We start from the raw sequence: 24,717 nt of genomic DNA on the forward strand, positions 1-24,717 counted from the left end.
AGGGCCGGGATGAGGACGGATAACGACAAGCCTCACCCTAACCCTCTCCCCACGGGAGAGGGAATTACGGCTTACTTCGTAATACGGCCCTGCGCATCTTTCAGTGCGGCATCGACAGTCTGACGACCGCTGGCTGCGTTGATGACCGCTGTACGAGTGGCATACCAGAATGCTGCCATCTGCGGGATGTTCGGCATGATTTCGCCTTTCTGGGCGTTATCCATAGTTGCCGCGATGCGTGGATCTTTTGCTAACGTATCCTGGAAGGATTTCAGCGCAACAGCACCCAACGGTTTGTCCTTGTTCACTTCATCCAGACCCTGATCGGTCAGCAGGTAGTTTTCGAGGAACTCTTTTGCCAGCTCTTTGTTCGGGCTTGCGGCGTTAATACCGGCACTCAGCACACCAACGAACGGTTTAGACGGCTTACCTTTGAAGGTTGGCAGCAGTGTGACGCCATAGTTGATCTTGCTCTTATCGATATTGGTCCAGGCCCACGGACCGTTGATGGTCATCGCGGTTTCGCCTTTGTTGAACGCCGCTTCTGCGATGGAGTAATCGGTATCTGCGTTCATGTGTTTGTTCTTAATGAGGTCAACCAGGAAGGTCAGACCCGCTTTCGCGCCTGCGCTGTCCACGCCCACGTCTTTCACGTCATATTTGCCATTTTCAAACTTGAAGGCGTAACCGCCATCCGCAGCAATCAGCGGCCAGGTGAAGTACGGTTCTTGCAGGTTGAACATCAGCGCACTCTTACCTTTCGCCTTCAACTCTTTATCCAGCGCAGGAATTTCTTCCCAGGTTTTCGGTGGGTTCGGGACCAGGTCTTTGTTGTAAATCAGGGAGAGCGCTTCAACCGCAATTGGGTAAGCGATCAGCTTGCCGTTATAGCGAACAGCGTCCCAGGTGAACGGGAAGAGTTTGTCCTGGAACGCCTTATCTGGTGTCACTTCAGCCAGCAGGCCGGATTGCGCGTAACCACCGAAACGGTCATGTGCCCAGAAGATGATGTCCGGGCCGTCACCCGTAGCGGCAACCTGCGGGAATTTCTCTTCCAGTTTGTCCGGGTGTTCAATGCTTACCTTAATGCCGGTGTCTTTTTCGAATTTTTTACCCACTTCGGCCAGGCCGTTATAGCCTTTATCGCCGTTAATCCAGATAACCAGCTTACCTTCTTCAATTTTGGCGAGAGCCGGTGCGGAAATCATCATTGCTGCCAGGGCGGACAATGCGAAAACGCGTGCGCCAGTCTTGATCTTCATATCTGCCATCCTTTTATGGTGATGTGCTCGTGGATACTGAGGTGGTTCAACGTGACTCAGTCTCCTTATTTGACATCCTCTTTCCATCCTCCTTAGCCCTACGCCCCACCCCCGCTTTGTGTGATCTCCGTTGCATAAATTTAAGTTATGAGCCATGGCGCACATAAAAACACACTGAATTTTGCAGGTGGCTTCACGATTTTAGCCCCTGCCCGCCAATGGCGGTGGCAGAGCCTGCTCTCTCATCCTCCCGCCTCCTCCCCCATAAAAAAGCCGGGGGGTGGAGGATTCACGGAAGTAATGGATACCCCATAGTGAACTTATCTTGAATGTTTCTGTCGGTGACAGGTTGTAACGAAGGGAGAAGGGCATGGCGAGCGTACAGCTGCGTAATGTAACGAAAGCCTGGGGCGACGTTGTGGTGTCAAAAGACATCAATCTGGACATCCACGAGGGTGAGTTCGTGGTGTTTGTTGGTCCATCAGGCTGCGGTAAATCAACTCTGCTGCGTATGATTGCCGGACTTGAAACGATCACCAGCGGTGACCTGTTTATTGGTGATACCCGCATGAATGACATCCCACCCGCCGAGCGCGGCGTAGGCATGGTATTCCAGTCTTATGCACTTTATCCCCACCTCTCTGTTGCTGAGAACATGTCCTTTGGTCTGAAACTGGCCGGAGCGAAGAAAGAGGTGATTAACCAGCGCGTGACACAGGTTGCTGAAGTCCTTCAACTGGCGCACCTGCTGGAACGTAAACCAAAAGCACTCTCCGGTGGTCAGCGTCAGCGTGTGGCGATTGGCCGTACGCTGGTGGCCGAGCCTCGTGTCTTCCTGCTTGATGAACCGCTTTCCAACCTGGACGCCGCGCTGCGTGTCCAGATGCGTATTGAAATCTCCCGTCTGCACAAACGTCTTGGCCGCACCATGGTGTATGTCACCCACGATCAGGTCGAGGCGATGACGCTTGCCGACAAAATTGTGGTGCTGGACGCAGGCCGTGTCGCGCAGGTAGGTAAACCGCTTGAGCTGTATCACTATCCTGCGGACCGCTTTGTTGCGGGCTTTATTGGCTCGCCAAAGATGAACTTCCTGCCCGTCAAAGTGACCGCGACAGCGATTGAACAGGTACAGGTGGAACTGCCAAACCGTCAGCAAATTTGGTTGCCGGTGGAGAGTGCCAACGTGCAGGTCGGGGCGAACATGTCCCTGGGTATCCGTCCTGAGCATCTTCTGCCTAGCCACATCGCGGATGTGACCCTGGAAGGTGAGGTTCAGGTTGTCGAACAACTTGGTCACGAAACACAGATTCATATCCAGATCCCCGCCATCCGTCAGAACCTGGTGTACCGCCAGAATGACGTGGTGTTGGTAGAAGAGGGTGCCACATTCGCTATCGGTTTGCCGCCAGAGCGTTGCCATCTGTTCCGTGAGGATGGCACTGCATGTCGTCGGTTGCATAAAGAACCAGGCGTTTAAGCAATCCCAATAAAAGGCACGAAACCGACAGGTGAAGTGTTCAAAGAAAAGCAATGATCTCAGGAGATAGAATAATGATTACTCTGCGCAAAGTTCCTCTGGCAATCGCCATTGCGGCAGGCATCCTGTCTGCCCAGGCGAGTGCTGTTGATTTTAAAGGTTATGCTCGTTCTGGCATTGGCTGGACCGGGAGTGGCGGTGAACAACAATGTTTCCAGGCAACCGGTGCTCAAAGTAAATACCGTCTCGGTAACGAATGTGAAACTTATGCCGAACTGAAACTGGGTCAGGAAGTGTGGAAAGAAGGTGATAAGAGCTTCTATTTCGACACCAACGTAGCGTATTCCGTTTCTCAGCAGAATGACTGGGAATCAACCAGCCCAGCTTTCCGTGAAGCTAACGTGCAGGGTAAAAACCTCATCGACGCATTACCAGGTTCAACCATCTGGGCCGGTAAACGTTTCTACCAACGTCATGACGTTCACATGATCGACTTCTACTACTGGGATATTTCTGGTCCTGGTGCGGGTATCGAAAACATCGATCTGGGCTTCGGTAAACTGTCCCTGGCAGCAACGCGTTCTTCTGAAGCGGGTGGTTCAGGTACGTTCGCCGATCGTGATGCACTGGGTAACCGTATTTATGACAACCTGGTACCGAACGATGTCTTCGACGTCCGTTTAGCTCAGATGGAAATCAACCCAGGCGGTACGCTGGAGTTCGGTGTTGACTACGGTCACACCAACCTGCCAGACAACTACTCTCTGGCTCCAGATGCGTCTAAAGATGGCTGGATGTTCACTGCTGAACATACCCAGAGCATGCTGAAGGGCTTCAACAAATTCGTACTGCAGTACGCAACTGACTCTATGACCTCCAACGGTAAAGGCCGTCCGGAAGGTGGTAGCATCAACAACAACGGCGACATGTGGCGCGTGCTGGATCACGGTGCGATCTCTCTGGGCGACTCCTGGGATCTGATGTACGTGGGGATGTACCAGGACATCAACCTGGATAACAACAACGGGACTAAATGGTGGACCGTCGGTGTGCGTCCTATGTTCAAATGGACGCCAATCATGAGCACCCTGCTGGAAGTTGGCTACGACAACGTTAAATCGCAGAAAACCAGCGAAACCAACAACCAGTACAAAATCACCCTGGCACAACAATGGCAGGCAGGCGACAGCATCTGGTCTCGTCCGGCTATCCGTGTCTTCGCAACTTATGCGAAGTGGGATGAGAAATGGGGTTACGCGAACAGTGATTCCGGTGACGCTTACACGTCCGGCGTTGCATATCGCGACACTTCCGCGAAGACCTTCAGCCGTGGCGATAGCGACGAGTGGACCTTCGGTGCTCAGATGGAAATCTGGTGGTAATTCGTTAGACCTGACGTAATGACCTAAAAAGAGGGGCGAAAGCCCCTCTATCCTTAGGGTGCTGCGCGCTATTGCCTGGCCACCGCAGTGCTCACGCTATCAGAGGTAATAACAATGAAAATGAAGAAAAGTCTCGTCGCGCTGTGCCTCTCTGCGGGGCTGCTGGCTTGTGCTCCGGCGATCACCTTTGCAGATGTGAATTTCGTTCCACAAAATACCAGTGCAGCGCCGGCTATTCCGGCCGCGGCACTCCAGCAATTGACCTGGACCCCTGTTGACCAGTCTAAAGCTCAGGCGACGCAACTTTCTGCGGGTGGCCAGCAACTCAACGTGCCAGGTATTACCGGTCCCGTGGCCGCGTTTAGTGTCCCGGCGAATATCGGTGAATTGACGCTCACGCTGACCAGTGAAGTGAATAAACAGACCAGCGTGTTTGCGCCTAACGTATTGATCCTGGATCAGAACCTGACGCCATCAGCATTTTTCCCAAGCGAATACTTTACCTACCAGGAGCCTGGCGTCATGAGCGCTGATCGCCTGGAAGGCAGAATGCGCCTGACGCCTGCATTGGGTCAGCAGAAAATTTATGTTCTGGTTTTCACAACAGATAAAGATTTGCAGCAAACCACGAAGCTGGTTGATCCAGCAAAAGCCTACGCTAAAGGGGCGGGTAACGCCGTACCAGATATTCCGGACCCGTTAGCGCGCCACGTTACTGACGGCCTGTTGAAGCTGAAAGTCTCCACCAACAATGCGTCCAGCGTGCTGGTTGGTCCTCTGTTTGGTTCTTCCGGCACAGGTCCTGTCACCGTAGGTAATACCGCTGCACCGGTTTATGCTGCGCCTGCCGTCGCGGCCCCGGTTGCAGCAGCAGCGGCTCCGGCGAAAAAAGCCGATCCGATGCTGAATGACACCGAAACTTACTTCAATAACGCTATTAAGCAGGCTGTTAAGCGCGGCGACGTCGATAAGGCGCTGAAACTGCTTGATGAAGCTGAGCGTCTGGGTTCCACCACTGCCCGTTCCACCTTTATCAGCAGTGTAAAAGGCAAGGGGTAATCATCTCCCCGCAGTGCTGATTTGTTCGTTGTTTAGTGCGCCTGAGTGGGCGCACTTTTTTTTCAGCCAACACCCTGTTGCACCGCTGTTGCGATATTGATCGCTAAATAGCGTTTGCCCGCCCTCATTTGCGGTTTCTGCGATACAATAGCCGCACGTTATGTATCGGAGAGTCTGGCATGTCACACCCTGCGCTAACGCAACTGCGTGCGCTGCGCTATTTCGACCAAATACCTGCGCTTGACCCGGAGCAACTGGACTGGTTGCTGCTGGAAGATTCCATGACTAAACGTTTTGAGCAACAGGGTAAAACGGTTACGGTAACGTTGATTCAGGAAGGGTTTGTGCCACCTGAAGCCATCGCCAGTGAATTACCTCTTTTGCCGCAAGAAGAACGCTACTGGTTACGCGAAATTTTACTGTGTGCTGATGGTGAGCCGTGGCTCGCAGGGCGGACGGTTGTACCAGAATCAACCCTTTCCGGACCGGAGCTGGCGCTGCAACAATTGGGAAAAACCCCGCTAGGACGATATCTCTTTACGTCATCTGAGCTCACCCGCGATTTTATTGAAATTGGTCGCGATGCTGATTTGTGGGGGCGTCGTTCCCGTCTCCGTCTGAGTGGTAAACCGTTAATGCTAACGGAGCTTTTTTTACCGGCATCGCCGTTGTACTGAGAGGAAGAGAAAAATGGAGTGGAGTCTGACGCAGAGCAAGCTGCTGGCCTATCACCGCTTAATGCGTACTGACAAACCGATTGGTGCGCTATTGCTGCTGTGGCCAACCTTGTGGGCGCTGTGGGTCGCGACACCGGGTTTGCCGCCGTTGTGGATTTTGGCCGTGTTTGTGGCCGGAGTCTGGCTGATGCGTGCAGCAGGTTGCGTGGTCAATGACTATGCTGACCGTAAATTTGACGGACATGTAAAACGTACCGCTAATCGGCCGCTGCCCAGCGGGCAGGTCACGGAAAAAGAAGCACGCACGCTGTTTATTGCGCTGGTATTGCTCTCTTTCCTGCTGGTATTAACGCTTAACACCATGACGATCTTGCTTTCAGTGGCTGCTCTTGCGCTTGCCTGGGTTTACCCGTTCATGAAGCGTTATACCCATTTACCGCAAGTGGTATTGGGCGCGGCATTTGGCTGGTCGATACCGATGGCCTTTGCGGCGGTAAGTGAATCCGTACCGTTGAGCTGCTGGTTGATGTTCCTGGCGAATATTTTGTGGGCTGTGGCTTACGACACGCAGTATGCGATGGTCGATCGTGACGATGATCTCAAAATTGGCATCAAATCGACCGCGATCCTGTTTGGTCGTCAGGACAAACTGATCATCGGTATCTTGCAGGTCGCGGTGCTGGCGTTGATGGTAGAGATTGGCCGTCTGAACGGGCTCAACTGGGCGTTCTACTGGTCAGTGCTGGTGGCGGGGCTGCTGTTTGCGTATCAGCAAAAGCTGATCGCGAAACGTGAGCGTGACGCGTGTTTTAAGGCCTTCCTGAATAATAACTACGTTGGTCTGGTGCTGTTTTTAGGGCTGGCGATGAGCTACTTCTCGTAAAAAAATGGCAGCCATCTGGCTGCCATCCTTTCATCCTTTCCACCGGAGAGGGTATCACTCGTCTTGTGCCGCACTCTCAATCGTCAGGCGTACATCAGAGGTAATCAACTCTGCCAGCATCTGGTAAACCTTCAGTGTCTCTTCAGGCTCGGCATCACCCGTATCACTGATAAAGCCCTCGTCACGCAGCGTCAGCACCAGCGAACTAAAGACCGCTTTGTCGAAGAACTCTGGTGCGTTAATGCCGTGCAGGACGGACAGACGTTGTGCCAGTGTGCGACTCGCTTTTTCCAGCGTTCCACGGTTAATCGACGGGTTCGCACTCAGCAACCAGAAGGTGATGGCATAGCGTTGCAACGTCTCACGTGCGCCAGCGGCCAGCAGCTGCAGAGTACGGGAACGTGATGGGTTGATGTTGAGCTCATCGTTATTCACGGTGATCAGCCCCTGACGATGCAATTCAACGGTGAGTTTGTCCAGCTCTGCCGCCAGCTCTTCTTTGCTCCAGCGCAGGAACAGCTCGGCTTTCAGCATTGGGTAGAGCGCTTCAACGTGACGCAGCACTTCCTGACGAGAAATGCGACGGTGCTGAGTAATAATGGCCGCCATCAGCGATGGCAGCATCAGCATGTGCGCAATGTTATTACGATAGTACGTCATCAGCACCGCCTGCTCGCGCGGCAGAATGATGATGTCACCGATCGTATCTTTCTCGACTTCGAACTTGTTCATCTGCAACGCGTGATCAAGCAGGGCGCTGGCCGTTGCTGCAGGAACGGTTGAGTCAGGTGAATACGGAACATTACGCATGATGTCCAGATAACAATCGACCTGCTCGGTCAGTTGCTCACGGGTCAGCGAGCGCTGGCGCGAGGCGAGAAGTGCAGTACAACACAGGTTCATGGCGTTAGCCGCACCGGCATTGTTAATACGCACCATCAGATCGGCCGCAATGTTATTTACCGTTGGGGTGAGCCAGGCGGGACGGATGGCTTCGATTGGATCGATAGACTCACGCCACTCTGGTACATGCTGATTCAGGTAGGTCATCAGTGGCATTGGTTCGCCAAAGTTCACATAGCCCTGGCCGAGGTTGCGAAGCTTGCTCAGGCCGCGCAGCATCTGCGGCAGGCTCTCTTTCTCTTTGGTCGCTCCGCGCAGTTCTTTCGCGTAGGTTCCCACTTCCATGACGTGTTCATAGCCAATGTAAATCGGAACCAGTGTGATAGGACGCGTTCCCCCACGCAGCATCGCCTGAATCGTCATCGACAGCGTGCCCGTCTTCGGATCGAGTAGACGTCCGGTACGGGAACGGCCACCCTCAACGAAATATTCAACGGAATAGCCGCGGCTGAACAGCTCGCCCAGATACTCACGGAACACGGTGGAATAGAGTTTGTTGCCCTTGAAGGTACGGCGAATAAAGAACGCACCCAGGCGGCGGAAAATCGGGCCCGCTGGCCAGAAGTTCAGGTTGATACCGGCAGCAATGTGCGGTGGAACCAGCCCCTGGTGATAAAGCACGTAGGAGAGCAGAAGGTAGTCCATGTGGCTGCGGTGGCAGGGCACATAGACAATTTCATGACCGTCGTGAGCCAACTGACGCACACGCTCTGCGTTATGCACGTTGATCCCCTGATAGAGACGGTTCCACGTGAAGCTCAGGATACGATCGGACAGACGAATCATCTCATAGGAGAAGTTCGCAGCGATCTCTTCCATCAGGGCGATGGCATTCTGTTGTGCTTTCTCGTGTGAAATCTTCTTGCTACGGGCTTCGTCTTCAACAGCGCGTGCTATGGCTTTGGAAGCCAGCAACTTGTTGAAAAGGTCCTGACGCGCCGGAAGGCGTGGGCCTACAGCAGCCAGACGTTGACGGGCAAAGTGCATACGCGCAACACGCGCCAGTTTTTGCGCAATGATTTTATCCGTACCGTGTTCGTCCGCCATTCGGCGCAGGGAGACGGAAGGGGAAAAACGCACGAAGCTATCACGGCCTAGCCATGACACCGCAAAGAATTTCTGGATGCCGTTGAGCATACGCAGCGGTGGGTTTTCTTCACCCTTTTCGCGCCCAGGACGACGACCAAACATCACCGACACCGGAACCATCTGAACATCCAGATCGGGGTTGCTGCGGTGCAGGTCGAGGTAATCATGGAACAGCTTGATGGACTCTTCTTTTGGCGTGTAATAGGTAAACACACGCGGTCCGCCGTGGATGAAGACATAGCGTGGCAACAATGTGCCATCAATTTCCAGCGGTTCAAGCGGATCGGGTAAGTCATGCGCCAGACATTGGGCGCGGAGCGTCAGCAAGTCTGCCTTCGAGTTGTAAGGCAAAACATACATAATAGGGCGAGAGGTATCGAGCCCTAATTCCAGCGCGGGTTCTGCTGGGATAGACTTGCTTTTTACCAGGACGCTTAATGGTAAATTAAGTAATTTGTAGTAAATTCGTGGCCAGCCGGACATAAACGATGTAAAGCCTCTGGTTAATAATGCAATTGCTGCGCAAGGATAACAGAAAGCGCGCAAAATTTCTGTTGTTACCCGTCATACTTCAGGCAGCAGTCAAATGGACTGCGGCTATAGTTACTGACGCTATTTCTCATAAAAGGTTCTTTTAATGGCCAATAATACCACTGGGTTAACCCGAATTATCAAAGCAGCTGGCTATTCATGGAAAGGTTTCCGCGCCGCCTGGATCAATGAGGCTGCTTTCCGTCAGGAAGGTATCGCCGCTATTGTCGCGGTGATTATCGCCTGTTTCCTTGATGTTGATGCTATCACCCGCGTTCTTCTTATTGGCTCGGTGCTTTTGGTGATGATAGTGGAAATTCTTAATAGTGCTATTGAAGCTGTGGTGGACCGTATTGGCTCTGATTTTCACGAGCTTTCTGGGCGTGCGAAAGATATGGGTTCCGCAGCGGTATTACTGGCGATTATTACCGCCATGATTACCTGGGGCACGCTTCTTTGGTCACATTTCCGATAAGCCTTCAGGAATAAGTAACTCCCTGGTTTTTTGTGCAGTTTTTGATTCCAAAATCACCTTTGACTGTATATACTCACAGCATAACTGTATATACACCCAGGGGGCGGAATGAAAGCGTTAACGACCAGGCAGCAAGAGGTGTTTGATCTCATCCGGGATCATATCGGCCAGACGGGTATGCCACCCACGCGTGCGGAGATCGCTCAGCGTCTGGGTTTCCGTTCTCCAAATGCTGCCGAAGAGCACCTCAAAGCGCTGGCACGTAAGGGCGTCCTGGAGATTGTTTCCGGTGCTTCACGTGGTATTCGCCTTTTGGTGGAAGAAGAAACCGGTATTCCGCTTGTAGGCCGAGTGGCTGCGGGCGAGCCTCTGTTGGCACAGCAGCATATCGAAGGCCATTACCAGGTTGATCCAGGCATGTTTAAACCAAGCGCTGATTTCCTGCTTCGCGTAAGTGGCATGTCAATGAAAGATATCGGTATTCTTGATGGTGACTTGCTGGCGGTACATAAAACGCAGGATGTGCGTAACGGGCAAGTTGTTGTCGCGCGTATCGATGATGAAGTGACCGTTAAGCGACTGAAAAAACAGGGTAATACCGTTCAGCTTCTGCCAGAAAATAGCGAGTTTTCTCCTATCGAAGTTGACCTTCGCGAGCAAAGTTTCTCTATTGAAGGCCTTGCCGTTGGCGTTATCCGTAACGGTGAATGGCTGTAATCTCTTCCTGACAGGCTGCGGTATCCCCGCAGCCTGACTTATTTTCCTGCCCCGGTATTTTCTCATGTCACTGCTGACTGCTTCAGATAAGGCGCTGTGGCGTCTTGCGTTGCCAATGATCTTTTCGAATATCACCGTTCCGTTATTGGGACTGGTGGACACGGCAGTAATTGGCCATCTGGATTCGCCGGTCTATCTGGGCGGTGTGGCGATTGGCGCGACAGCGACCAGCTTCCTCTTCATGCTGTTGCTTTTTTTGCGGATGAGTACCACGGGTCTTACCGCTCAGGCGTTTGGTGCGAAAGATCCGCTTCGTCTGGCGCGTGCTCTGGTTCAGCCATTGATTCTGGCGCTGGGAGCGGGTGCTGTGATCGTCCTGTTACGTGCTCCGCTAATCGATCTCGCATTGCATATTGTAGGAAGTAGCGAGGCCGTTCTCGAACAGGCTCGTCGCTTTCTTGAGATCCGCTGGCTCAGTGCTCCGGCCTCGCTGGCAAACCTGGTGTTGCTTGGCTGGCTGCTGGGCGTTCAGTACGCGCGTGCCCCCGTGATCCTGCTGGTGGTGGGAAATATCCTCAACATTGTGCTCGACCTGTGGCTGGTGATGGGGCTGCACATGAACGTGCAGGGGGCGGCACTGGCGACTGCCATTGCAGAGTATGGGACGTTCATCATTGGGTTATGGATGGTGTGGCGGGTGCTGAAAATGCGCGGTATCTCTCTGGCGATGCTGAAAGCAGCCTGGCGCGGCAATATCCGTAAACTCCTGGCGCTGAATCGCGACATTATGCTCCGCTCGCTCCTCCTGCAACTCTGTTTTGGTGCGCTCACGGTTTTCGGCGCGCGCCTTGGGCCAGAGATTGTGGCGGTTAATGCAGTACTGATGACGCTGCTGACCTTTACCGCCTATGCACTGGACGGCTTTGCCTATGCCGTTGAAGCCCACTCCGGGCACGCGTACGGTGCGGGGGAAAGCGGTCAGTTGCAGGATGTCTGGCGCGCGGCCTGCCGTCAGGCGGGGCTGGTGGCGCTGATCTTTGCGTTGATCTACGCCTTCCTGGGCGAACATATTGTGGGGCTATTAACGTCATTACCGGCACTGCGCGAACTGGCAGGCCACTACATCATCTGGCAGGTGGTACTACCGATAGTGGGGGTCTGGTGTTATCTGCTGGATGGCATGTTCATCGGTGCGACGCGTGGAGCGGAAATGCGCAACAGTATGGCCGTTGCCGCTGCTGGATTTGCACTGACGTTGCTCACGTTACCGTATCTGGGTAACCACGGGCTATGGCTGGCACTGGCGGTCTTTCTTTCCCTGCGAGGGTTATCACTGGCGGTTATCTGGCATCGCCACTGGCGGAATAACACCTGGTTTTCATAACGCCTTAAAATCTCCTGATGGTAAAAGATTCTGAATAAATTCTTAGATGCCACAGGCTCGACTAAAATTATTATCACGTCCAGCATGAAATGAAGGTTTCGGGCGACCCTTTTCACTATTGAATGACCGAACGATGAGGATGTGATGATGAATAAAGACGAAATCGGCGGCAACTGGAAACAGCTCAAAGGTAAAGCGAAAGAGCAGTGGGGTAAGCTGACTGATGATGATATGACCGTCATCGAAGGTAAACGCGATCAGCTTGTCGGTAAAATTCAGGAGCGTTACGGCTACGCTAAAGAACAGGCAGAGAAAGAAGTGGGTGACTGGGAAAAACGTAACGATTACCGCTGGTAAACAGGTTATACCCGTAAGTACAAGGATGTACTCCCTGTCGGCGGCTTTGAGCCGCCCTTTTCTATGCCGTCAGCGGGGTTTTTTCTTTACCAGAATCGAGTGGTCGTGGTGACATTCACCCTGATGCCGGCAGGACTCCACTTCTACGCAGTTTGAGCACAACCCGTGTGCTTCAATAACATTGTGACGCAGTGCAAAGCCCATTTTCGCTGCCAGCGTATGCATGATGTCTTCAACACCTTCCGCACACTCTTCCTTCACCACGCCACAGCGGTCGCAGATAAACATCGCAGAGGTATGGGTGGGCTGATCAAACAAGTAGCACAGAACATAACTGTTTGTTGATTCAACCTTATGCACAAAGCCTTGTTCCAGCAGGAAATCCAGCGCGCGATACACCGTTGGAGGCTTCGCCTGTGGTTCTGTTTCCCGAAGCAGGTCGAGCAAATCGTATGCACTGATCGCACCTTGCTGGAGGCTCATCAGCCTTAAGACTTCAAGGCGCTGTGGAGTCAGGCGCACATTGCGTTGGGCACACAGCTTTTCAGCTTGCGCTAACAGCTCTTGCGTTGTGGTCTTATCCATTTAGCACCTCGGATGTTGTAGGATCGAAAACCCTCACTTTACCATGTTCTGCTAAAAACACCGAGATCCGCCGGGCTGTGCTATACCTGACGCATCGCAATACAGGAAATAAATAATGAAAAGACCTGACTGTATCCGGCACTGGCGAGACATCGAAGGTGCGGACGATGCAACGTATCCCGACAGTGACGAACGTTTCTCCATTGGCGCGCCCTTGGCCAGAAAACTCGGTCTTGGCCGTATTGGTATTCACCATGAGCGATTACCCCCAGGGCGTCGCACCTCGTATCCACATGCAGAAAGTGATGAAGAGGAGTTTATCTACGTGCTGGAAGGATATCCCGAAGCCTGGATTAACGGCTACCTGTGGAAGCTGGAGCCAGGTGATAGCGTCGGGTTTCCTGCCGGAACCGGCGTATGCCATACCTTTATCAATAACACTGATGAAGAGGTGCGGCTGCTGGTTGTTGGCGAGGCAAATAAAAAGCATAACCGCATCTATTACCCGCTGAATCCGGTCTATGCCGCGACGCGTGAGGATCGCTGGGTTGACCATCCACCGCAGTTTTTTGGCCCGCATGACGGAAAAGCTGGGCGAAAATAATATCCTCTTCTATAAATATTGAGGGCCGTCACAAAATACAATAGGCCAGATGGGTGATTTAACTTAAGGAAATAGCGGGTCTTTTTGTACTTATTCACAGCAATAGTTCGTTCCTGTTTGGGTGATAACAGACAGGGCTATTTCATAACAGACTATAAGACGAGCATACTGTGAAAAAAGTATTTAAATTTTCGGTGGTTAGCATTGCTGTCTCTTTTTTTGCGGCGCATCAGGCATCTGCCGCCAATACCTGGACAGAAGCGCGTAGTGACGCAATGGGGGGCACAGGTGTTGCCGCAGGCAGCTACGGAAGCGGGGTGTTAATCAACCCTGCTTTGCTGGCTAAAGCAAAGCCTGACGATGGCATTACCGTTATTTTGCCGTCTATTGGCGCGCAAATTTCCGACAAAGACAACCTGCGGGATAAAATTGATGACGTCAGCGACGATATCAATCGCTACCGCAGCTCCCTGGATGACATTAACCTTTTCGATCTCTTCAACCCCACCAGCTCCGGCTACAAGCAGGTCTCTTCTGCGGCAGGCGATCTGGCCAGCCAGTTGGAATCTCTGAAAGGAAAAACCGCCAGCGGGAAAGCGGGGGGTGGCATTGCTGTCAGTATTCCGAATGACACGTTATCCGTCGCGTTTGTGGCAAAAGCGAATGCGCGTGCGCGCGTCAGTTCTTATATCGATCAGGGTGATATCGATATGCTGCGCGCGGTTGAAAAAACACCGGCAACAATCCTGGGCGTTGATCCGGATAATCTGAAATCTAAAGGCTTTGGTCGGGCGGCGATTGTTTCTGATTATGGCGTTGCGCTGGCGCGACAGTTTGATATCAGTGGCGTACCGGTTTCGGTCGGGATCACTCCGAAGTTGCAGAAAACCTGGCTCTATAATTACACCGTGTCGATTTACAATTTTAACAGCGACGATATTAACAGCAGCCGCTATCGTAATGATGACACAGGATTTAACGTCGATGCTGGCCTTGCCGCCGATTTTAGCGAGAACTGGACGGTCGGTCTGACCGGGCAAAACCTCTTCTCCCGCGATATCGACACCAAAGAGGTGGATGGTGTACGCGATACCTACCAAATCAGCCCTGTCGTGACAGCAGGTGTGGCCTGGCATACCAGCCTGGTGACGCTGACTGCCGATGGTGATCTGACCGAAACCAAAGGTTTTAAAAGTGAAGAGAATTCCCAGTACGTTGGCGTGGGCGCGGAAGTGACCCCGTTAAGCTGGCTGGCCGTTCGTGCCGGTTATCGTGCTGATGTGAAGAATAACGACAGCAATGTCTTTACCGCAGGTGTCGGGTTTGCACCGTTTAACACGGTACATGTTGACCTGATGGGGCTCTATGGTGAGGACGAAACCTGGGGTGCAGGTGCACAGTTGAGCGTGGCGTTCTAAAGTGAAGCGGAGGCGCTGCGCCTCCGACTTTTCTTTGTGCTATAGTAGCGCCCCTTTTCCACCAGATGCTTAAAAGTTCGCCATGTCGTCAGAATCACAGCCTGTTTTCCCTGCACACCGTTTCTCCATCGCACCTATGCTCGACTGGACGGACAGACACTGCCGCTATTTCTTGCGTCAGCTCTCTCGCCATACGCTGCTGTACACCGAAATGGTGACAACAGGTGCGATTATTCACGGCAAGGGAGACTATCTGGCATACAGCGAGGAAGAACATCCGGTTGCGTTGCAGTTAGGTGGAAGCGATCCGGCCGCGCTTGCCCAGTGTGCGAAGCTGGCGGAAGAGCGCGGGTACGATGAGATCAACCTGAATGTCGGTTGCCCTTCCGATCGTGTACAAAACGGCATGTTTGGCGCATGTCTGATGGGCAATGCTCAACTGGTTGCCGATTGCGTGAAGGCCATGCGCGATGTGGTGTCGATTCCGGTCACCGTAAAAACCCGTATTGGGATCGATGATCAGGACAGCTACGAATTTCTCTGCGATTTCATGACGACGGTTGCCGGTAAAGGTGAGTGCGAGATGTTCATCATCCATGCACGCAAAGCCTGGCTTTCAGGCCTGAGCCCGAAAGAGAACCGCGAAATCCCGCCACTGGATTATCCGCGTGTCTATCAACTTAAGCGCGATTTCCCGCATCTGACGATGTCGATTAACGGTGGCATTAAATCGTTGGAGGAGGCCAAAACGCATCTTCAGCATATGGATGGGGTGATGGTGGGACGCGAGGCGTACCAAAATCCAGGTATTCTGGCGACGGTTGATCGTGAAATTTTTGGTGTCGAAGGTGCGGATACCGATCCGGTTGCTGTGGTGCGGGCGATGTACCCGTACATTGAGCGTGAGTTGAGTAATGGAACCTATCTTGGCCATATCACGCGTCACATGCTCGGCTTGTTCCAGGGGATTCCTGGTGCGCGTCAGTGGCGTCGCTACCTGAGTGAAAATGCACATAAAGCGGGTGCAGACATTAACGTGCTGGAGCACGCGCTGCGTCTGGTGGCAGATAAGCGATAAATTTCGCTAAAAGATGGTCAAATTCACCACGCCCTGCAACCCTCTTGCGGGGCGTTTTGCTTTTAAATCAATGAATTAATTTTGGCACATTTCTTGTAATCCCCTTTGCATGCAAGCCGGTACGCGTAATGCCGCCGGACAAGATAATTTTTAGGGGGAATCATGCTGGAACTTCTTTTTATCGTTGGATTTTTTGTCATGTTGCTGGTGACCGGTGTTTCACTGCTTGGCATTCTGGCGGCAATTGTTGTTGCGACTGCCGTGATGTTTATTGGTGGCTTGTTTGCGCTGATGATTAAGCTGCTGCCATGGCTGCTCCTGGCCGTTGTTGTGGTGTGGGTGATTCGGGCGATTAAAACACCAAAAGTTTCGCAGTATCAGCGCAATAACCGCTTTCGTTACTAAGGTATTGAGGGGTTCGTCACATACCTGCAACTTTTCCTGCGGCATTGCTTAGAACGGAATAGGATTTACTTATCGAATCTGTCACTATGACCGCCGTTAAAGAATTCATCGAGCTGTACCCTACATACAGCCGAACTAAAAAAAGAAAGGGCTTCCTACGGGAAGCCCAATTTCTTTTTAGGGCTCAGGGAATTAACAGACTTGACCCCTGTGTTACCCGACTCTCCAGCACTTCATGCGCACGCCGCGCATCGCTGAGAGCGTATTTCTGCGCATCTGCCACATCCACTTTAATCACACCGCTGGCGATCAGCGAGAACAGCTCGTTGCTGGCCTCCTCCAGCTCTTCACGTGTGCTGATATAGCCTTGCAGTGAAGGGCGAGTCACATACAGAGACCCTTTCTGGTTTAGAATGCCCAGGTTCACGCCGGTTACGGCGCCCGATGCGTTACCAAAACTCACCATCAGGCCCCGACGTTGCAGGCAGTCCAGCGATGCTTCCCAGGTATCTTTACCAACGGAGTCATACACCACGCGTAATTTCTTGCCGCCAGTGATCTCTTTCACGCGCTCGACAATGCTCTCCTCGCGATAGTTAATCACCTGCCATGCGCCAGCTTGCAGGGCGCGTTGTGCTTTTTGTGCATTCCCCACTGTACCAATCAGCTTTGCACCCAGCGCTTTCGCCCACTGACAGGCGATCAATCCCACGCCGCCTGCGGCCGCATGAAACAGGAACGGCTCGTCAGGTTTGATTTCATAGGTTTTGCGCAGCAGATAATAAACCGTCAGCCCCTTCAGAAACGAAGCGGCTGCCTGCTCGAAGGAGATGGCGTTCGGTAAAATAGCGGCTTTATCTGCCGGAACGTTATGCACAGAGCTGTAAGCACCCAGCGATGATTGCGCATACACGACACGATCGCCTTCTTTAATATGCCTGACACCACTGCCCATCTTAATCACCACACCAGCGGCTTCGGTTCCCAGTCCGCTGGGCAGCGACGGAGGCGGGTACAGGCCGCCGCGAATGTAGGTATCAATGTAATTAATGCCGATAGCCTTGTTTTCAACCTGGATTTCATTTTCGCCAGGTGTTGCGGGGGTAAACTCCACCGCATTGAGTACTTCAGGGCCGCCATGCTTGTGAAATTCAATACGCGTTGCCATGCTTCCTCCATAAGAAAATGTGGTAATCTTTCGACCCACTCTTTATCTCGGTAACTCCATTCACTATGGCAGGAAACAAACCCTTCAACAAACAGACTGAACCCCGTGAACGCGATATTCAGGTTGCCGGGTTAAAAGTCCCGCCACACTCGATTGAAGCGGAACAGTCGGTGTTGGGCGGTTTAATGCTGGACAACGAACGCTGGGACGATGTTGCCGAACGCGTCGTGTCCGACGACTTCTATACCCGTCCTCACCGCCATATCTTTACCGAAATGGCACGACTGCAAGAGTCGGGCAGCCCGATTGACCTGATCACGCTCGCGGAGTCGCTGGAGCGTCAGGGGCAACTGGACAGCGTCGGTGGGTTTGCCTACCTGGCTGAATTATCTAAAAACACGCCAAGTGCGGCGAACATTAGCGCTTATGCTGACATTGTTCGTGAACGTGCTGTTGTCCGTGAAATGATCGCCGTCGCGAATGAAATCGCTGAAGCGGGCTTTGATCCACAGGGGCGTACCAGCGAAGATCTGCTCGATCTTGCCGAATCTCGTGTCTTTAAAATCGCCGAAAGCCGCGCCAATAAAGATGAAGGCCCAAGAAACATTGCCGAAGTGCTTGATTCGACTGTCGCACGCATTGAGCAGTTGTTCCAGCAGCCACATGATGGGGTCACGGGCGTCAACACGGGCTATGACGATCTCAATAAGAAAACCGCGGGCCTACAGCCGTCGGATTTGATTATTGTCGCGGCGCGTCCTTCGATGGGTAAAACGACATTTGCTATGAACCTCGTCGAAAATGCAGCGATGTTGCAGGATAAACCAGTTCTTATCTTCAGCCTTGAGATGCCATCGGATCAGATTATGATGCGTTCTCTGGCCTCGCTGTCGCGCGTTGATCAGACCCGAATTCGTACTGGCCAACTCGACGATGAGGACTGGGCGCGTATCTCCGGCACGATGGGGATTCTGCTGGAAAAGCGCAATATCTATATTGATGACTCCTCTGGCCTGACGCCGACGGAAGTCCGCTCCCGCGCACGTCGTATCGCCCGCGAACATGGCGGTATCGGCCTCATCATGATCGACTACCTGCAACTGATGCGTGTGCCATCGCTGTCGGATAACCGTACGCTGGAAATCGCAGAGATCTCCCGTTCACTCAAGGCATTAGCCAAAGAGTTGCAGGTTCCTGTTGTTGCCTTGTCACAGTTGAACCGCTCCCTGGAACAACGTGCGGATAAACGCCCGGTAAACTCCGACCTGCGTGAATCGGGCTCCATCGAGCAGGATGCCGACTTAATCATGTTTATCTATCGTGATGAGGTTTATCACGAGAACAGCGACCTGAAAGGGATCGCCGAAATCATTATTGGTAAGCAGCGTAACGGCCCTATCGGTACGGTACGTCTGACCTTTAACGGACAATGGTCGCGTTTCGATAATTACGCTGGCCCTCAGTATGATGACGAATAAATCTCCGTCATCCTTCACGCCGCAGGTACGTTGACAACGCCCGATCATCCCAGACACTTAGCTTTCTAAGCTCCGGGAGATTCACGGGCTTGTCGCTTTCCTGCAACGCGAATGATTCTGGAGATTCTTTTATTAAGGATTTCAAATGCAAGCGGCAACAGTAGTCATTAACCGCCGCGCTCTGCGACACAACCTGCAACGCCTTCGTGAACTGGCTCCTGCCAGCAAGCTCGTTGCAGTCGTGAAAGCGAACGCTTACGGACACGGTCTTCTTGAGACCGCGCGAACGCTCCCCGATGCCGATGCTTTTGGTGTCGCCCGTCTCGAAGAGGCCCTCCGACTGCGCGCGGGAGGGATCACACAACCCGTCCTGTTGCTCGAAGGGTTTTTTGAAGCGGCAGATCTGCCGACCATTGCCGACCAGCATCTGCATACGGCGGTACATAACGAAGAGCAACTTTCTGCACTCGAAACCGCAGAGCTGAGTGAGCCTGTCACCGTCTGGATGAAGCTTGATACCGGTATGCATCGTCTGGGTGTGCGCCCGGAAAATGCAGAGGCGTTTTACCAGCGTCTTTGTCAGTGCAAAAACGTACGCCAGCCGGTGAATATTGTGAGCCACTTTGCCCGTGCTGATGAACCGGAATGCGGTGCGACGGAGCAACAGCTCGATATTTTCAATACCTTCTGTGAAGGCAAGCCGGGAATGCGCTCTATTGCGGCGTCCGGTGGCATTTTGCTGTGGCCGCAGTCTCACTTCGACTGGGCGCGTCCGGGGATTATTCTCTATGGTGTTTCACCGCTGGAGAACAAGCCCTGGGGGCCTGATTTTGGCTTCCAGCCTGTGATGTCGCTGGTGTCTAATCTGATTGCCGTACGCGATCACATGGCGGGTGAGCCGGTGGGTTACGGTGGAACCTGGGTCAGTGAGCGTAATACCCGGCTGGGTGTGGTCGCAATGGGGTATGGTGACGGATATCCGCGCGCTGCGCCATCCGGCACGCCAGTGCTGGTCAATGGTCGTGAAGTGACGATCGTGGGCCGCGTGGCGATGGACATGATTTGCGTCGATCTGGGCCCAGACGCCCAAGATAAAGCCGGTGATGCCGTGGTGATGTGGGGTGAAGGCTTACCCGTTGAACGCATTGCTGAAATGACAAAAGTAAGTGCTTACGAACTTATTACGCGCCTGACCTCACGGGTCGCAATGAAGTACGTTGATTAAGCTGGCTTGAGTCAATGCATCCAACAGACGTGATGGCTGTTGGATGCTATGCCGACTTTTTATGGTTTCAGCACATCATAAATAGCCTGATGGGTTAAATAGTCCGAGGCCAGTCCTGATTCCGGTATGAAAGTATTTCCCCGCAGAGTCGAGAAAGGCACGCCGGTGCTGCCTGAAGAGACATAGCGTTCACCTTTATCATTCTCGGAAACGGTATAGACGCTCTTTTGCATTTGCATAAACAGCGCGGCTTTGCGTTGGATCGACTGGTGCAACTCCAGCAGTTGTACGCCATCCAGACTGAGTTTTTTATCCATATTCACTCCCCATCTTTGCAGGCAAACTTCTGCAAAATGACGCACGATCATCCCCGGTTCGTGCAGGAGCTTCTCGCCTTTGTCTCCGTTTGCAGATGCATTTCCGACGAGTGTGGCGTGTCGCCCTGCCATAGGGTAAATATGCACCTGGGTCACTTTGTCTGTTTTCGGAATAACGCAGGAGAAACCTTTTGAGCGCTCATCTTTAGCATAGAATGCAACATATTCTCTGACGTTACTGCCTAAGGTCACTTTCTCTGTCTGAAAATTACCTGTTCCCGGAACCGGATCAACTGCAAAAATATTGACCGGGATGGTGGTCAGAACAGGATCGGCAAGCATGGCATTGGCGAGCATGTGGCAGCTAATGCCACCCCGACTCCATCCCACTAAGTTGACCTGTGTTGGCAGAATCTGTCCTTTTCGGAAGGTTTTAATAATCTGCTGCTGAAGTTCCTGTTGGGTGACTTTTCGATCGCCATAATCATATTTTCGCCACCAGAAGGAACCTGTTACTTCAACATCTTCAATGGGAATACCTGCTTTTTTCAACTGAGCGTAATTTTCTTTGGTCAGTTTTTCACGCTGCCAGTCAATATGTCCTTTCATAATATTGAGAGCATGCTGAACATTCTCTTTCCAGCCACTTCCAAGGAGTTGCCCTCGCAGTTGAGAGTAATCACCACTTTTAACCCATAACTCGTCGCTTTGCAGGTTACCACTTCCTGGACCATCAAGAATAACCCATTCCGCAAACTCTTTTCCTTTGTTATTCGCCGCCAGCATTGAAATCAATTCGCCATTCCAATAATTATCATGTGAATCATCAAATTTATTAGAGCCTGTACCACAGAAATACACTGTTAATGTTGTCATAGCAAACCTCATTTAAATATTAATATGTAAAGGGAAGGCACATGTGCGTTTGAATAATAAACATGAAAAACGCATGATAAAATAGACCGATAAGCCCAGGTTATTGTTCGTATGATCAATGGCTGTATATAGTTAATTAGAGCTATATTTTTTGTTAAGTGCGGCTTAAATATTTAAACAGGAATATGACAATTGCCTTATGCCAAATGCAGTTTTTAAAGTTTGAAAATACCACCCATACTCATTTCGGAAAAGGTTGATTGAATAATCTAAGGAAGACGAAATTACATGAGGTCAAATCGCAATGAATATATTGATGATCGATGAATTACCGATCTACATTCACGGTATGAAGACTGAACTGAAGAGAGTGATGCCGGAGTGTACCGTGTTTGCTACAAACAGCATTGAAGATGCACAATCAATTTTGTCATCAAGGCAAATCAGTATTGTTTTGTTGGATGGAGAAATAAAATGCAGTGATTTTATAAATATACTGACGTCGGAGCGGCCAGCATTGCCCATTGTGGTTATGTTGAGAAAAACGACGGAGAGAATATTTAATTTTTATATTAGGCAGAATGTAAAAGGTATCTTCACCAAAGATCTCTCTGTGGAGAAGATCAGCCAAATATTGACGATGGTGGCATCTGGTGTGGTCTGTTTTCCTGAGCAGGCAGTCGTACACCGTGAGCAACCCACCTTTGCTGCCCCCATTCACTCACTAAGCCAGCGTCAGCAAGAGGTGTTGCATCTTCTGGCAAATGGAGGGACTAATAAGCAAATCAGTCGGCAGTTGAATATCAGCGCGGGGACGGTAAAGGTTCATCTTGAATCTATTTTTCACCGTCTCCAGGTTAACAACCGCACACAAGCCGCGATGATCTATTTTAAATATATTGCTAATTAGATATTGTTTACGAAATTTTATTATGGCGTCGCAGTACGCATTAATTAAAGTGCAACAAGCAGTATTGTGTTGCGCTTTAAACATGCTATTTATATTTTGCTTGAAAGTAATAAATCACAACAACCAGCGTTCCAAAATCCTGCAGTAGCCAGAAAGGAAAACTGTCACTCAGAATATCAGCCCCCGTTAAAATGAATTTTATGTTCAAACTGCTTTCACCAAAAAAACCAAACGCCAGTGCGGCTATGCCGACTTTACTCATTACGGGTAAAGCATGAACTCTACGACTATACGCTGCAAAGAGGATAAGAAATGATGTGATAAGATCGACAGCAATAATAAAATACAGAAGCCAACCATTCATGATGTTAGGCATGCTACTCTCCGTCTATTTTATTGTCATTTAACTGTGGCGAAGGGATAGACTCATTTCTGACTTTTCTTCTAATGACGCTGGCAACATCGAAAATATCGCGTTGTTCATTGCGTCGAAAGAAATTGGCCAGCCAGACAATCAAACCGTTGCTGAGTGCGCCCAATATATATCCCAGTCCTAGGGTAATATCGGCCTGATTGAGATCGATTTTTAGCCAGCGGGCAGATAGCCCTCCAAGGGCTACTGCTGCTCCCATACTGATACCACCAAATATAATGCCAGCCATAAACCGGCTATGCTGGTGTAATCGTTGAGGCTGCCAGAAAAAAGAGATACTCACACCACCAAATAAACCTGAAAAAGCCAGTAATGCTTCACTTATCAGTGTCGGAAGATAGATAGCAGACATGAAATTATCCTCAGCAAGAATAAAATCCCCTTAACTAAGAAGGGGACTTTATCACCGTTACATAGACTCGTTATTGGCAAGGCGCTAACTCAACCAGGTGTTGATAATTATCGGTAGTGATATACCGCTGCTGCCCAGAAAAACTATAAATCACGTGCTTAGGGCTGCGATGGCCTTTGGCAACATCAATATCTGCGCTCAGCCAGGTCTGAGGTGTAGGCAGAGATGGATGGCTATAACGATCGCCGCCAACCCACTTTTTATTGGTCGGTTTTAACCCCCAAAGTGACTCTGAATCTTTACCAGACCAGCCAAGCCTTTTGGCTTCTTCCGTCGTGATATAGCGATCCGGCAAGCGGCCAAAATTTTTAATCGTGCGAAGTGTAGTGGCAAGATCCGTGATGTCATTAACGGGAACTGCGCCTTGCCCGGTTAAAAAAGTATTCGTTTCCTTAATTTCTTCTTCGCAGGTTTTGAGTGCCGCATGGACTTGCAGCGTGGCGGACAGAGTGATGAGCGCGAGAGCCATCTTCAGTGAAAACATTGTGTTCATCGGAGTTTCCTCTCACTTAGCTAAGAAATAATTTCATTTCGGCTTCACGGCGTCTTGTGAGTCCCGCCAGCACTTTACCGCCTGCTTTATTCCAGCTTTTGAATTGCAATGCCGCGCCTTCCATATCGCCGGAATTAAATTTCTTTAAGAGTGTCGATTTTTTTAAGTTCCCGACCCCCAGGTTGAACGCAAATGAGATCAATGCATCGAACTGGTTCTGCGTTGCAGAATGCGTCAGGAGTCTTTTCACCCCATCTTCCGTGCGCTTCAGGTCGTTACGCAGGATGCTTTTGGCTTCTCCTGTGGTGATTTTTGTCAGTTTTTCCATCTCCTCTTTTAAAATCAAATGACCGTAACCAATGGTCCATAAACCTACGGCATCGCGATAACGTTCCAGCTTGAGTCCTTCAAACTGGCAAATCAGCTGCACACCTTTTTCGCCTGTACTTCCAGGTTGTTTTTGCATCATCGAGTCTCCTCTGCTTTTGGACGGGGGATCACTTTATTGGTGTATTCGTCTATCAAACGCATCACGCTCTCAGGTGGCTCCAGAGCGGTGAATTGCATTTCCACATCGACATGCCTGCTGTCACGGCCCCCTTTGTTATCGCTGGCTGGCGAGAGGCTGACATGAAAGCGGCCAAATTCGTTTTCTCCCGATTGCCGGGAGGGCGCCTGCATACCTTCTGTACGTATCGTCAGGTTCACTTTCATCTTTTCCAGCATCAGTCCGCGTGGAGTAGACAGGGCGACTAAAGGCAGATCGAAATAGTGGTTTTCATCCAGAGCCAGTTGTACGGTACGCGGTATCAGTGAACCGTCATCTGCAGGTTCGAAGAAAGGATCCAGCGCTTTCATATATTGCTGAGCAATTAACTCGTTCGCAGCCGTTGCCGCGTACTGCATTCCACGCGTAATGTCCTCAAGCGTGACCGGCAGGCCGGGAATATCTGCTGGAGGCGACGGTGGATTATTTCCCTGTACCGGAGGCGATGTTCCTGCAGCCTCTTTCTCCGTCTTGTTTTCCGGTTCTTCATCCTTGTCGCCGCGTAGCCATTTTTTAAAAGACATAATTCGCTCCTGAAAGGAGGCCACCGGTGGCGGCCCCTGTGTGAC

Annotated in this window: 26 protein-coding genes; 16 read left to right on the top strand and 10 right to left on the bottom strand. The window is 51.4% G+C overall.

Annotated elements, in window-relative coordinates; all coding sequences use genetic code 11:
- Positions 1-71: 71 nt before the first annotated feature.
- Positions 72-1,262, bottom strand: coding sequence for a maltose/maltodextrin ABC transporter substrate-binding protein MalE (gene malE / locus GF617_RS09580; protein ID WP_181621825.1), 1,191 nt, complete (start codon positions 1,260-1,262; stop codon positions 72-74).
- Between the two features lie 370 nt (positions 1,263-1,632).
- Here malE and malK point away from each other — a divergent pair, with 370 nt between their 5' ends.
- The 5 genes from malK to ubiA all read left to right on the top strand — a co-directional run bounded on the left by malK (position 1,633) and on the right by ubiA (position 6,743).
- Positions 1,633-2,742 carry a maltose/maltodextrin ABC transporter ATP-binding protein MalK gene (malK, locus tag GF617_RS09585; RefSeq protein ID WP_181621826.1) on the top strand — a complete coding sequence of 370 codons (1,110 nt, stop codon included), beginning with the start codon at positions 1,633-1,635 and terminating at the stop codon, positions 2,740-2,742.
- Between the two features lie 71 nt (positions 2,743-2,813).
- Entirely contained in the window at positions 2,814-4,124 is a 1,311-nt protein-coding gene (locus tag GF617_RS09590) for a maltoporin (protein ID WP_181623661.1), read from the top strand.
- Between the two features lie 114 nt (positions 4,125-4,238).
- Positions 4,239-5,183, top strand: coding sequence for a maltose operon protein MalM (malM, locus tag GF617_RS09595; protein ID WP_203451566.1), 945 nt, complete (start codon positions 4,239-4,241; stop codon positions 5,181-5,183).
- Between the two features lie 179 nt (positions 5,184-5,362).
- Positions 5,363-5,860 (top strand): chorismate lyase, encoded by a 498-nt coding sequence (gene ubiC, locus GF617_RS09600; protein ID WP_181621828.1) that lies wholly within the window; start codon positions 5,363-5,365, stop codon positions 5,858-5,860.
- Positions 5,861-5,873: 13 nt separating this feature from the next.
- On the top strand, positions 5,874-6,743 hold the full coding sequence (gene ubiA / locus GF617_RS09605) for a 4-hydroxybenzoate octaprenyltransferase (protein WP_203451567.1): 870 nt from the start codon (positions 5,874-5,876) through the stop codon (positions 6,741-6,743).
- Positions 6,744-6,797: 54 nt separating this feature from the next.
- Here ubiA and plsB read toward each other — a convergent pair whose 3' ends face one another.
- Positions 6,798-9,218 (bottom strand): glycerol-3-phosphate 1-O-acyltransferase PlsB, encoded by a 2,421-nt coding sequence (plsB, locus tag GF617_RS09610; protein WP_181621830.1) that lies wholly within the window; start codon positions 9,216-9,218, stop codon positions 6,798-6,800.
- A gap of 154 nt (positions 9,219-9,372) precedes the next feature.
- Between plsB and GF617_RS09615 the strand changes: the two genes are divergently transcribed.
- The 4 genes from GF617_RS09615 (at position 9,373) to GF617_RS09630 (ending at position 12,199) form a co-directional block, all read left to right on the top strand.
- Positions 9,373-9,741, top strand: a complete 369-nt coding sequence (locus GF617_RS09615; protein ID WP_181621831.1) for a diacylglycerol kinase — start codon at positions 9,373-9,375, stop codon at positions 9,739-9,741.
- A 108-nt stretch (positions 9,742-9,849) separates the two neighbouring features.
- Positions 9,850-10,458 carry a transcriptional repressor LexA gene (gene lexA / locus GF617_RS09620; protein WP_181621832.1) on the top strand — a complete coding sequence of 203 codons (609 nt, stop codon included), beginning with the start codon at positions 9,850-9,852 and terminating at the stop codon, positions 10,456-10,458.
- Between the two features lie 64 nt (positions 10,459-10,522).
- Complete coding sequence (dinF, locus tag GF617_RS09625) at positions 10,523-11,842, top strand: MATE family efflux transporter DinF (RefSeq protein WP_203451568.1); 1,320 nt, start codon at positions 10,523-10,525, stop codon at positions 11,840-11,842.
- A gap of 147 nt (positions 11,843-11,989) precedes the next feature.
- Entirely contained in the window at positions 11,990-12,199 is a 210-nt protein-coding gene (locus GF617_RS09630) for a CsbD family protein (RefSeq protein WP_181623662.1), read from the top strand.
- A gap of 69 nt (positions 12,200-12,268) precedes the next feature.
- Here GF617_RS09630 and zur read toward each other — a convergent pair whose 3' ends face one another.
- Positions 12,269-12,784 (bottom strand): zinc uptake transcriptional repressor Zur, encoded by a 516-nt coding sequence (zur, locus tag GF617_RS09635; protein ID WP_181621834.1) that lies wholly within the window; start codon positions 12,782-12,784, stop codon positions 12,269-12,271.
- 115 nt (positions 12,785-12,899) lie between these two features.
- Between zur and GF617_RS09640 the strand changes: the two genes are divergently transcribed.
- From GF617_RS09640 to pspG, 4 genes are all read left to right on the top strand, one after another.
- Positions 12,900-13,388: a cupin domain-containing protein gene (locus tag GF617_RS09640; RefSeq protein WP_181621835.1), complete on the top strand. Its 489-nt coding sequence runs from the start codon at positions 12,900-12,902 to the stop codon at positions 13,386-13,388.
- A 170-nt stretch (positions 13,389-13,558) separates the two neighbouring features.
- Positions 13,559-14,806 carry a conjugal transfer protein TraF gene (gene traF / locus GF617_RS09645; RefSeq protein WP_203451569.1) on the top strand — a complete coding sequence of 416 codons (1,248 nt, stop codon included), beginning with the start codon at positions 13,559-13,561 and terminating at the stop codon, positions 14,804-14,806.
- 82 nt (positions 14,807-14,888) lie between these two features.
- Positions 14,889-15,884 carry a tRNA dihydrouridine(20/20a) synthase DusA gene (dusA, locus tag GF617_RS09650; protein WP_203451570.1) on the top strand — a complete coding sequence of 332 codons (996 nt, stop codon included), beginning with the start codon at positions 14,889-14,891 and terminating at the stop codon, positions 15,882-15,884.
- A 162-nt stretch (positions 15,885-16,046) separates the two neighbouring features.
- Positions 16,047-16,289: an envelope stress response protein PspG gene (gene pspG, locus GF617_RS09655; RefSeq protein ID WP_181621838.1), complete on the top strand. Its 243-nt coding sequence runs from the start codon at positions 16,047-16,049 to the stop codon at positions 16,287-16,289.
- 184 nt (positions 16,290-16,473) lie between these two features.
- Here the strand turns inward: pspG and GF617_RS09660 are convergent, their stop codons facing one another.
- A complete protein-coding gene (locus GF617_RS09660; protein ID WP_203451571.1) occupies positions 16,474-17,457 on the bottom strand; it encodes a quinone oxidoreductase in 984 nt (327 codons plus the stop codon).
- 65 nt (positions 17,458-17,522) lie between these two features.
- On the opposite strand from GF617_RS09660, the gene dnaB reads away from it, so the two are divergent.
- Both dnaB and alr read left to right on the top strand, forming a co-directional pair.
- A complete protein-coding gene (gene dnaB / locus GF617_RS09665; RefSeq protein ID WP_181621840.1) occupies positions 17,523-18,935 on the top strand; it encodes a replicative DNA helicase in 1,413 nt (470 codons plus the stop codon).
- A 145-nt stretch (positions 18,936-19,080) separates the two neighbouring features.
- Complete coding sequence (gene alr, locus GF617_RS09670) at positions 19,081-20,160, top strand: alanine racemase (protein WP_181621841.1); 1,080 nt, start codon at positions 19,081-19,083, stop codon at positions 20,158-20,160.
- Between the two features lie 59 nt (positions 20,161-20,219).
- Here the strand turns inward: alr and GF617_RS09675 are convergent, their stop codons facing one another.
- The gene (locus GF617_RS09675) at positions 20,220-21,353 is read right to left on the bottom strand and encodes a hypothetical protein (protein WP_181621842.1); all 1,134 of its coding nucleotides are present in this window, start codon (positions 21,351-21,353) and stop codon (positions 20,220-20,222) included.
- A 316-nt stretch (positions 21,354-21,669) separates the two neighbouring features.
- Between GF617_RS09675 and GF617_RS09680 the strand changes: the two genes are divergently transcribed.
- Positions 21,670-22,263, top strand: coding sequence for a response regulator transcription factor (locus tag GF617_RS09680; protein WP_239006406.1), 594 nt, complete (start codon positions 21,670-21,672; stop codon positions 22,261-22,263).
- 85 nt (positions 22,264-22,348) lie between these two features.
- Here GF617_RS09680 and GF617_RS09685 read toward each other — a convergent pair whose 3' ends face one another.
- The 5 genes from GF617_RS09685 to GF617_RS09705 all read right to left on the bottom strand — a co-directional run bounded on the left by GF617_RS09685 (position 22,349) and on the right by GF617_RS09705 (position 24,672).
- Complete coding sequence (locus GF617_RS09685; RefSeq protein ID WP_203451572.1) at positions 22,349-22,639, bottom strand: hypothetical protein; 291 nt, start codon at positions 22,637-22,639, stop codon at positions 22,349-22,351.
- A gap of 1 nt (position 22,640) precedes the next feature.
- Positions 22,641-23,048, bottom strand: a complete 408-nt coding sequence (locus GF617_RS09690) for a hypothetical protein (protein WP_181621845.1) — start codon at positions 23,046-23,048, stop codon at positions 22,641-22,643.
- Between the two features lie 70 nt (positions 23,049-23,118).
- Entirely contained in the window at positions 23,119-23,601 is a 483-nt protein-coding gene (locus GF617_RS09695) for a ribonuclease domain-containing protein (protein ID WP_203451573.1), read from the bottom strand.
- A 16-nt stretch (positions 23,602-23,617) separates the two neighbouring features.
- On the bottom strand, positions 23,618-24,067 hold the full coding sequence (locus GF617_RS09700) for a lysozyme (RefSeq protein WP_181623663.1): 450 nt from the start codon (positions 24,065-24,067) through the stop codon (positions 23,618-23,620).
- On the bottom strand, positions 24,067-24,672 hold the full coding sequence (locus tag GF617_RS09705; RefSeq protein WP_181621847.1) for a DUF2589 domain-containing protein: 606 nt from the start codon (positions 24,670-24,672) through the stop codon (positions 24,067-24,069). Before GF617_RS09705 ends, GF617_RS09700 begins: the two co-directional genes overlap by 1 nt.
- Positions 24,673-24,717 lie beyond the last annotated feature (45 nt).

It is taken from the genome of Lelliottia sp. RWM.1 (assembly GCF_016859735.1).
Lineage (GTDB): Bacteria > Pseudomonadota > Gammaproteobacteria > Enterobacterales > Enterobacteriaceae > Enterobacter.

Excerpts from the sequence above, each read along its gene's own strand:
- malE (WP_181621825.1), bottom strand. The coding sequence starts at position 1,262 with ATGAAGATCAAGACTGGCGCACGCGTTTTCGCATTGTCCGCCCTGGCA.
- malK (WP_181621826.1), top strand. The coding sequence starts at position 1,633 with ATGGCGAGCGTACAGCTGCGTAATGTAACGAAAGCCTGGGGCGACGTT.
- malM (WP_203451566.1), top strand. The coding sequence starts at position 4,239 with ATGAAAATGAAGAAAAGTCTCGTCGCGCTGTGCCTCTCTGCGGGGCTG.
- ubiC (WP_181621828.1), top strand. The coding sequence starts at position 5,363 with ATGTCACACCCTGCGCTAACGCAACTGCGTGCGCTGCGCTATTTCGAC.
- ubiA (WP_203451567.1), top strand. The coding sequence starts at position 5,874 with ATGGAGTGGAGTCTGACGCAGAGCAAGCTGCTGGCCTATCACCGCTTA.
- plsB (WP_181621830.1), bottom strand. The coding sequence starts at position 9,218 with ATGTCCGGCTGGCCACGAATTTACTACAAATTACTTAATTTACCATTA.
- GF617_RS09615 (WP_181621831.1), top strand. The coding sequence starts at position 9,373 with ATGGCCAATAATACCACTGGGTTAACCCGAATTATCAAAGCAGCTGGC.
- lexA (WP_181621832.1), top strand. The coding sequence starts at position 9,850 with ATGAAAGCGTTAACGACCAGGCAGCAAGAGGTGTTTGATCTCATCCGG.
- dinF (WP_203451568.1), top strand. The coding sequence starts at position 10,523 with ATGTCACTGCTGACTGCTTCAGATAAGGCGCTGTGGCGTCTTGCGTTG.
- GF617_RS09630 (WP_181623662.1), top strand. The coding sequence starts at position 11,990 with ATGAATAAAGACGAAATCGGCGGCAACTGGAAACAGCTCAAAGGTAAA.
- zur (WP_181621834.1), bottom strand. The coding sequence starts at position 12,784 with ATGGATAAGACCACAACGCAAGAGCTGTTAGCGCAAGCTGAAAAGCTG.
- GF617_RS09640 (WP_181621835.1), top strand. The coding sequence starts at position 12,900 with ATGAAAAGACCTGACTGTATCCGGCACTGGCGAGACATCGAAGGTGCG.
- dusA (WP_203451570.1), top strand. The coding sequence starts at position 14,889 with ATGTCGTCAGAATCACAGCCTGTTTTCCCTGCACACCGTTTCTCCATC.
- pspG (WP_181621838.1), top strand. The coding sequence starts at position 16,047 with ATGCTGGAACTTCTTTTTATCGTTGGATTTTTTGTCATGTTGCTGGTG.
- GF617_RS09660 (WP_203451571.1), bottom strand. The coding sequence starts at position 17,457 with ATGGCAACGCGTATTGAATTTCACAAGCATGGCGGCCCTGAAGTACTC.
- dnaB (WP_181621840.1), top strand. The coding sequence starts at position 17,523 with ATGGCAGGAAACAAACCCTTCAACAAACAGACTGAACCCCGTGAACGC.
- alr (WP_181621841.1), top strand. The coding sequence starts at position 19,081 with ATGCAAGCGGCAACAGTAGTCATTAACCGCCGCGCTCTGCGACACAAC.
- GF617_RS09675 (WP_181621842.1), bottom strand. The coding sequence starts at position 21,353 with ATGACAACATTAACAGTGTATTTCTGTGGTACAGGCTCTAATAAATTT.
- GF617_RS09680 (WP_239006406.1), top strand. The coding sequence starts at position 21,670 with ATGATCGATGAATTACCGATCTACATTCACGGTATGAAGACTGAACTG.
- GF617_RS09685 (WP_203451572.1), bottom strand. The coding sequence starts at position 22,639 with ATGCCTAACATCATGAATGGTTGGCTTCTGTATTTTATTATTGCTGTC.
- GF617_RS09690 (WP_181621845.1), bottom strand. The coding sequence starts at position 23,048 with ATGTCTGCTATCTATCTTCCGACACTGATAAGTGAAGCATTACTGGCT.
- GF617_RS09695 (WP_203451573.1), bottom strand. The coding sequence starts at position 23,601 with ATGAACACAATGTTTTCACTGAAGATGGCTCTCGCGCTCATCACTCTG.
- GF617_RS09700 (WP_181623663.1), bottom strand. The coding sequence starts at position 24,067 with ATGCAAAAACAACCTGGAAGTACAGGCGAAAAAGGTGTGCAGCTGATT.
- GF617_RS09705 (WP_181621847.1), bottom strand. The coding sequence starts at position 24,672 with ATGTCTTTTAAAAAATGGCTACGCGGCGACAAGGATGAAGAACCGGAA.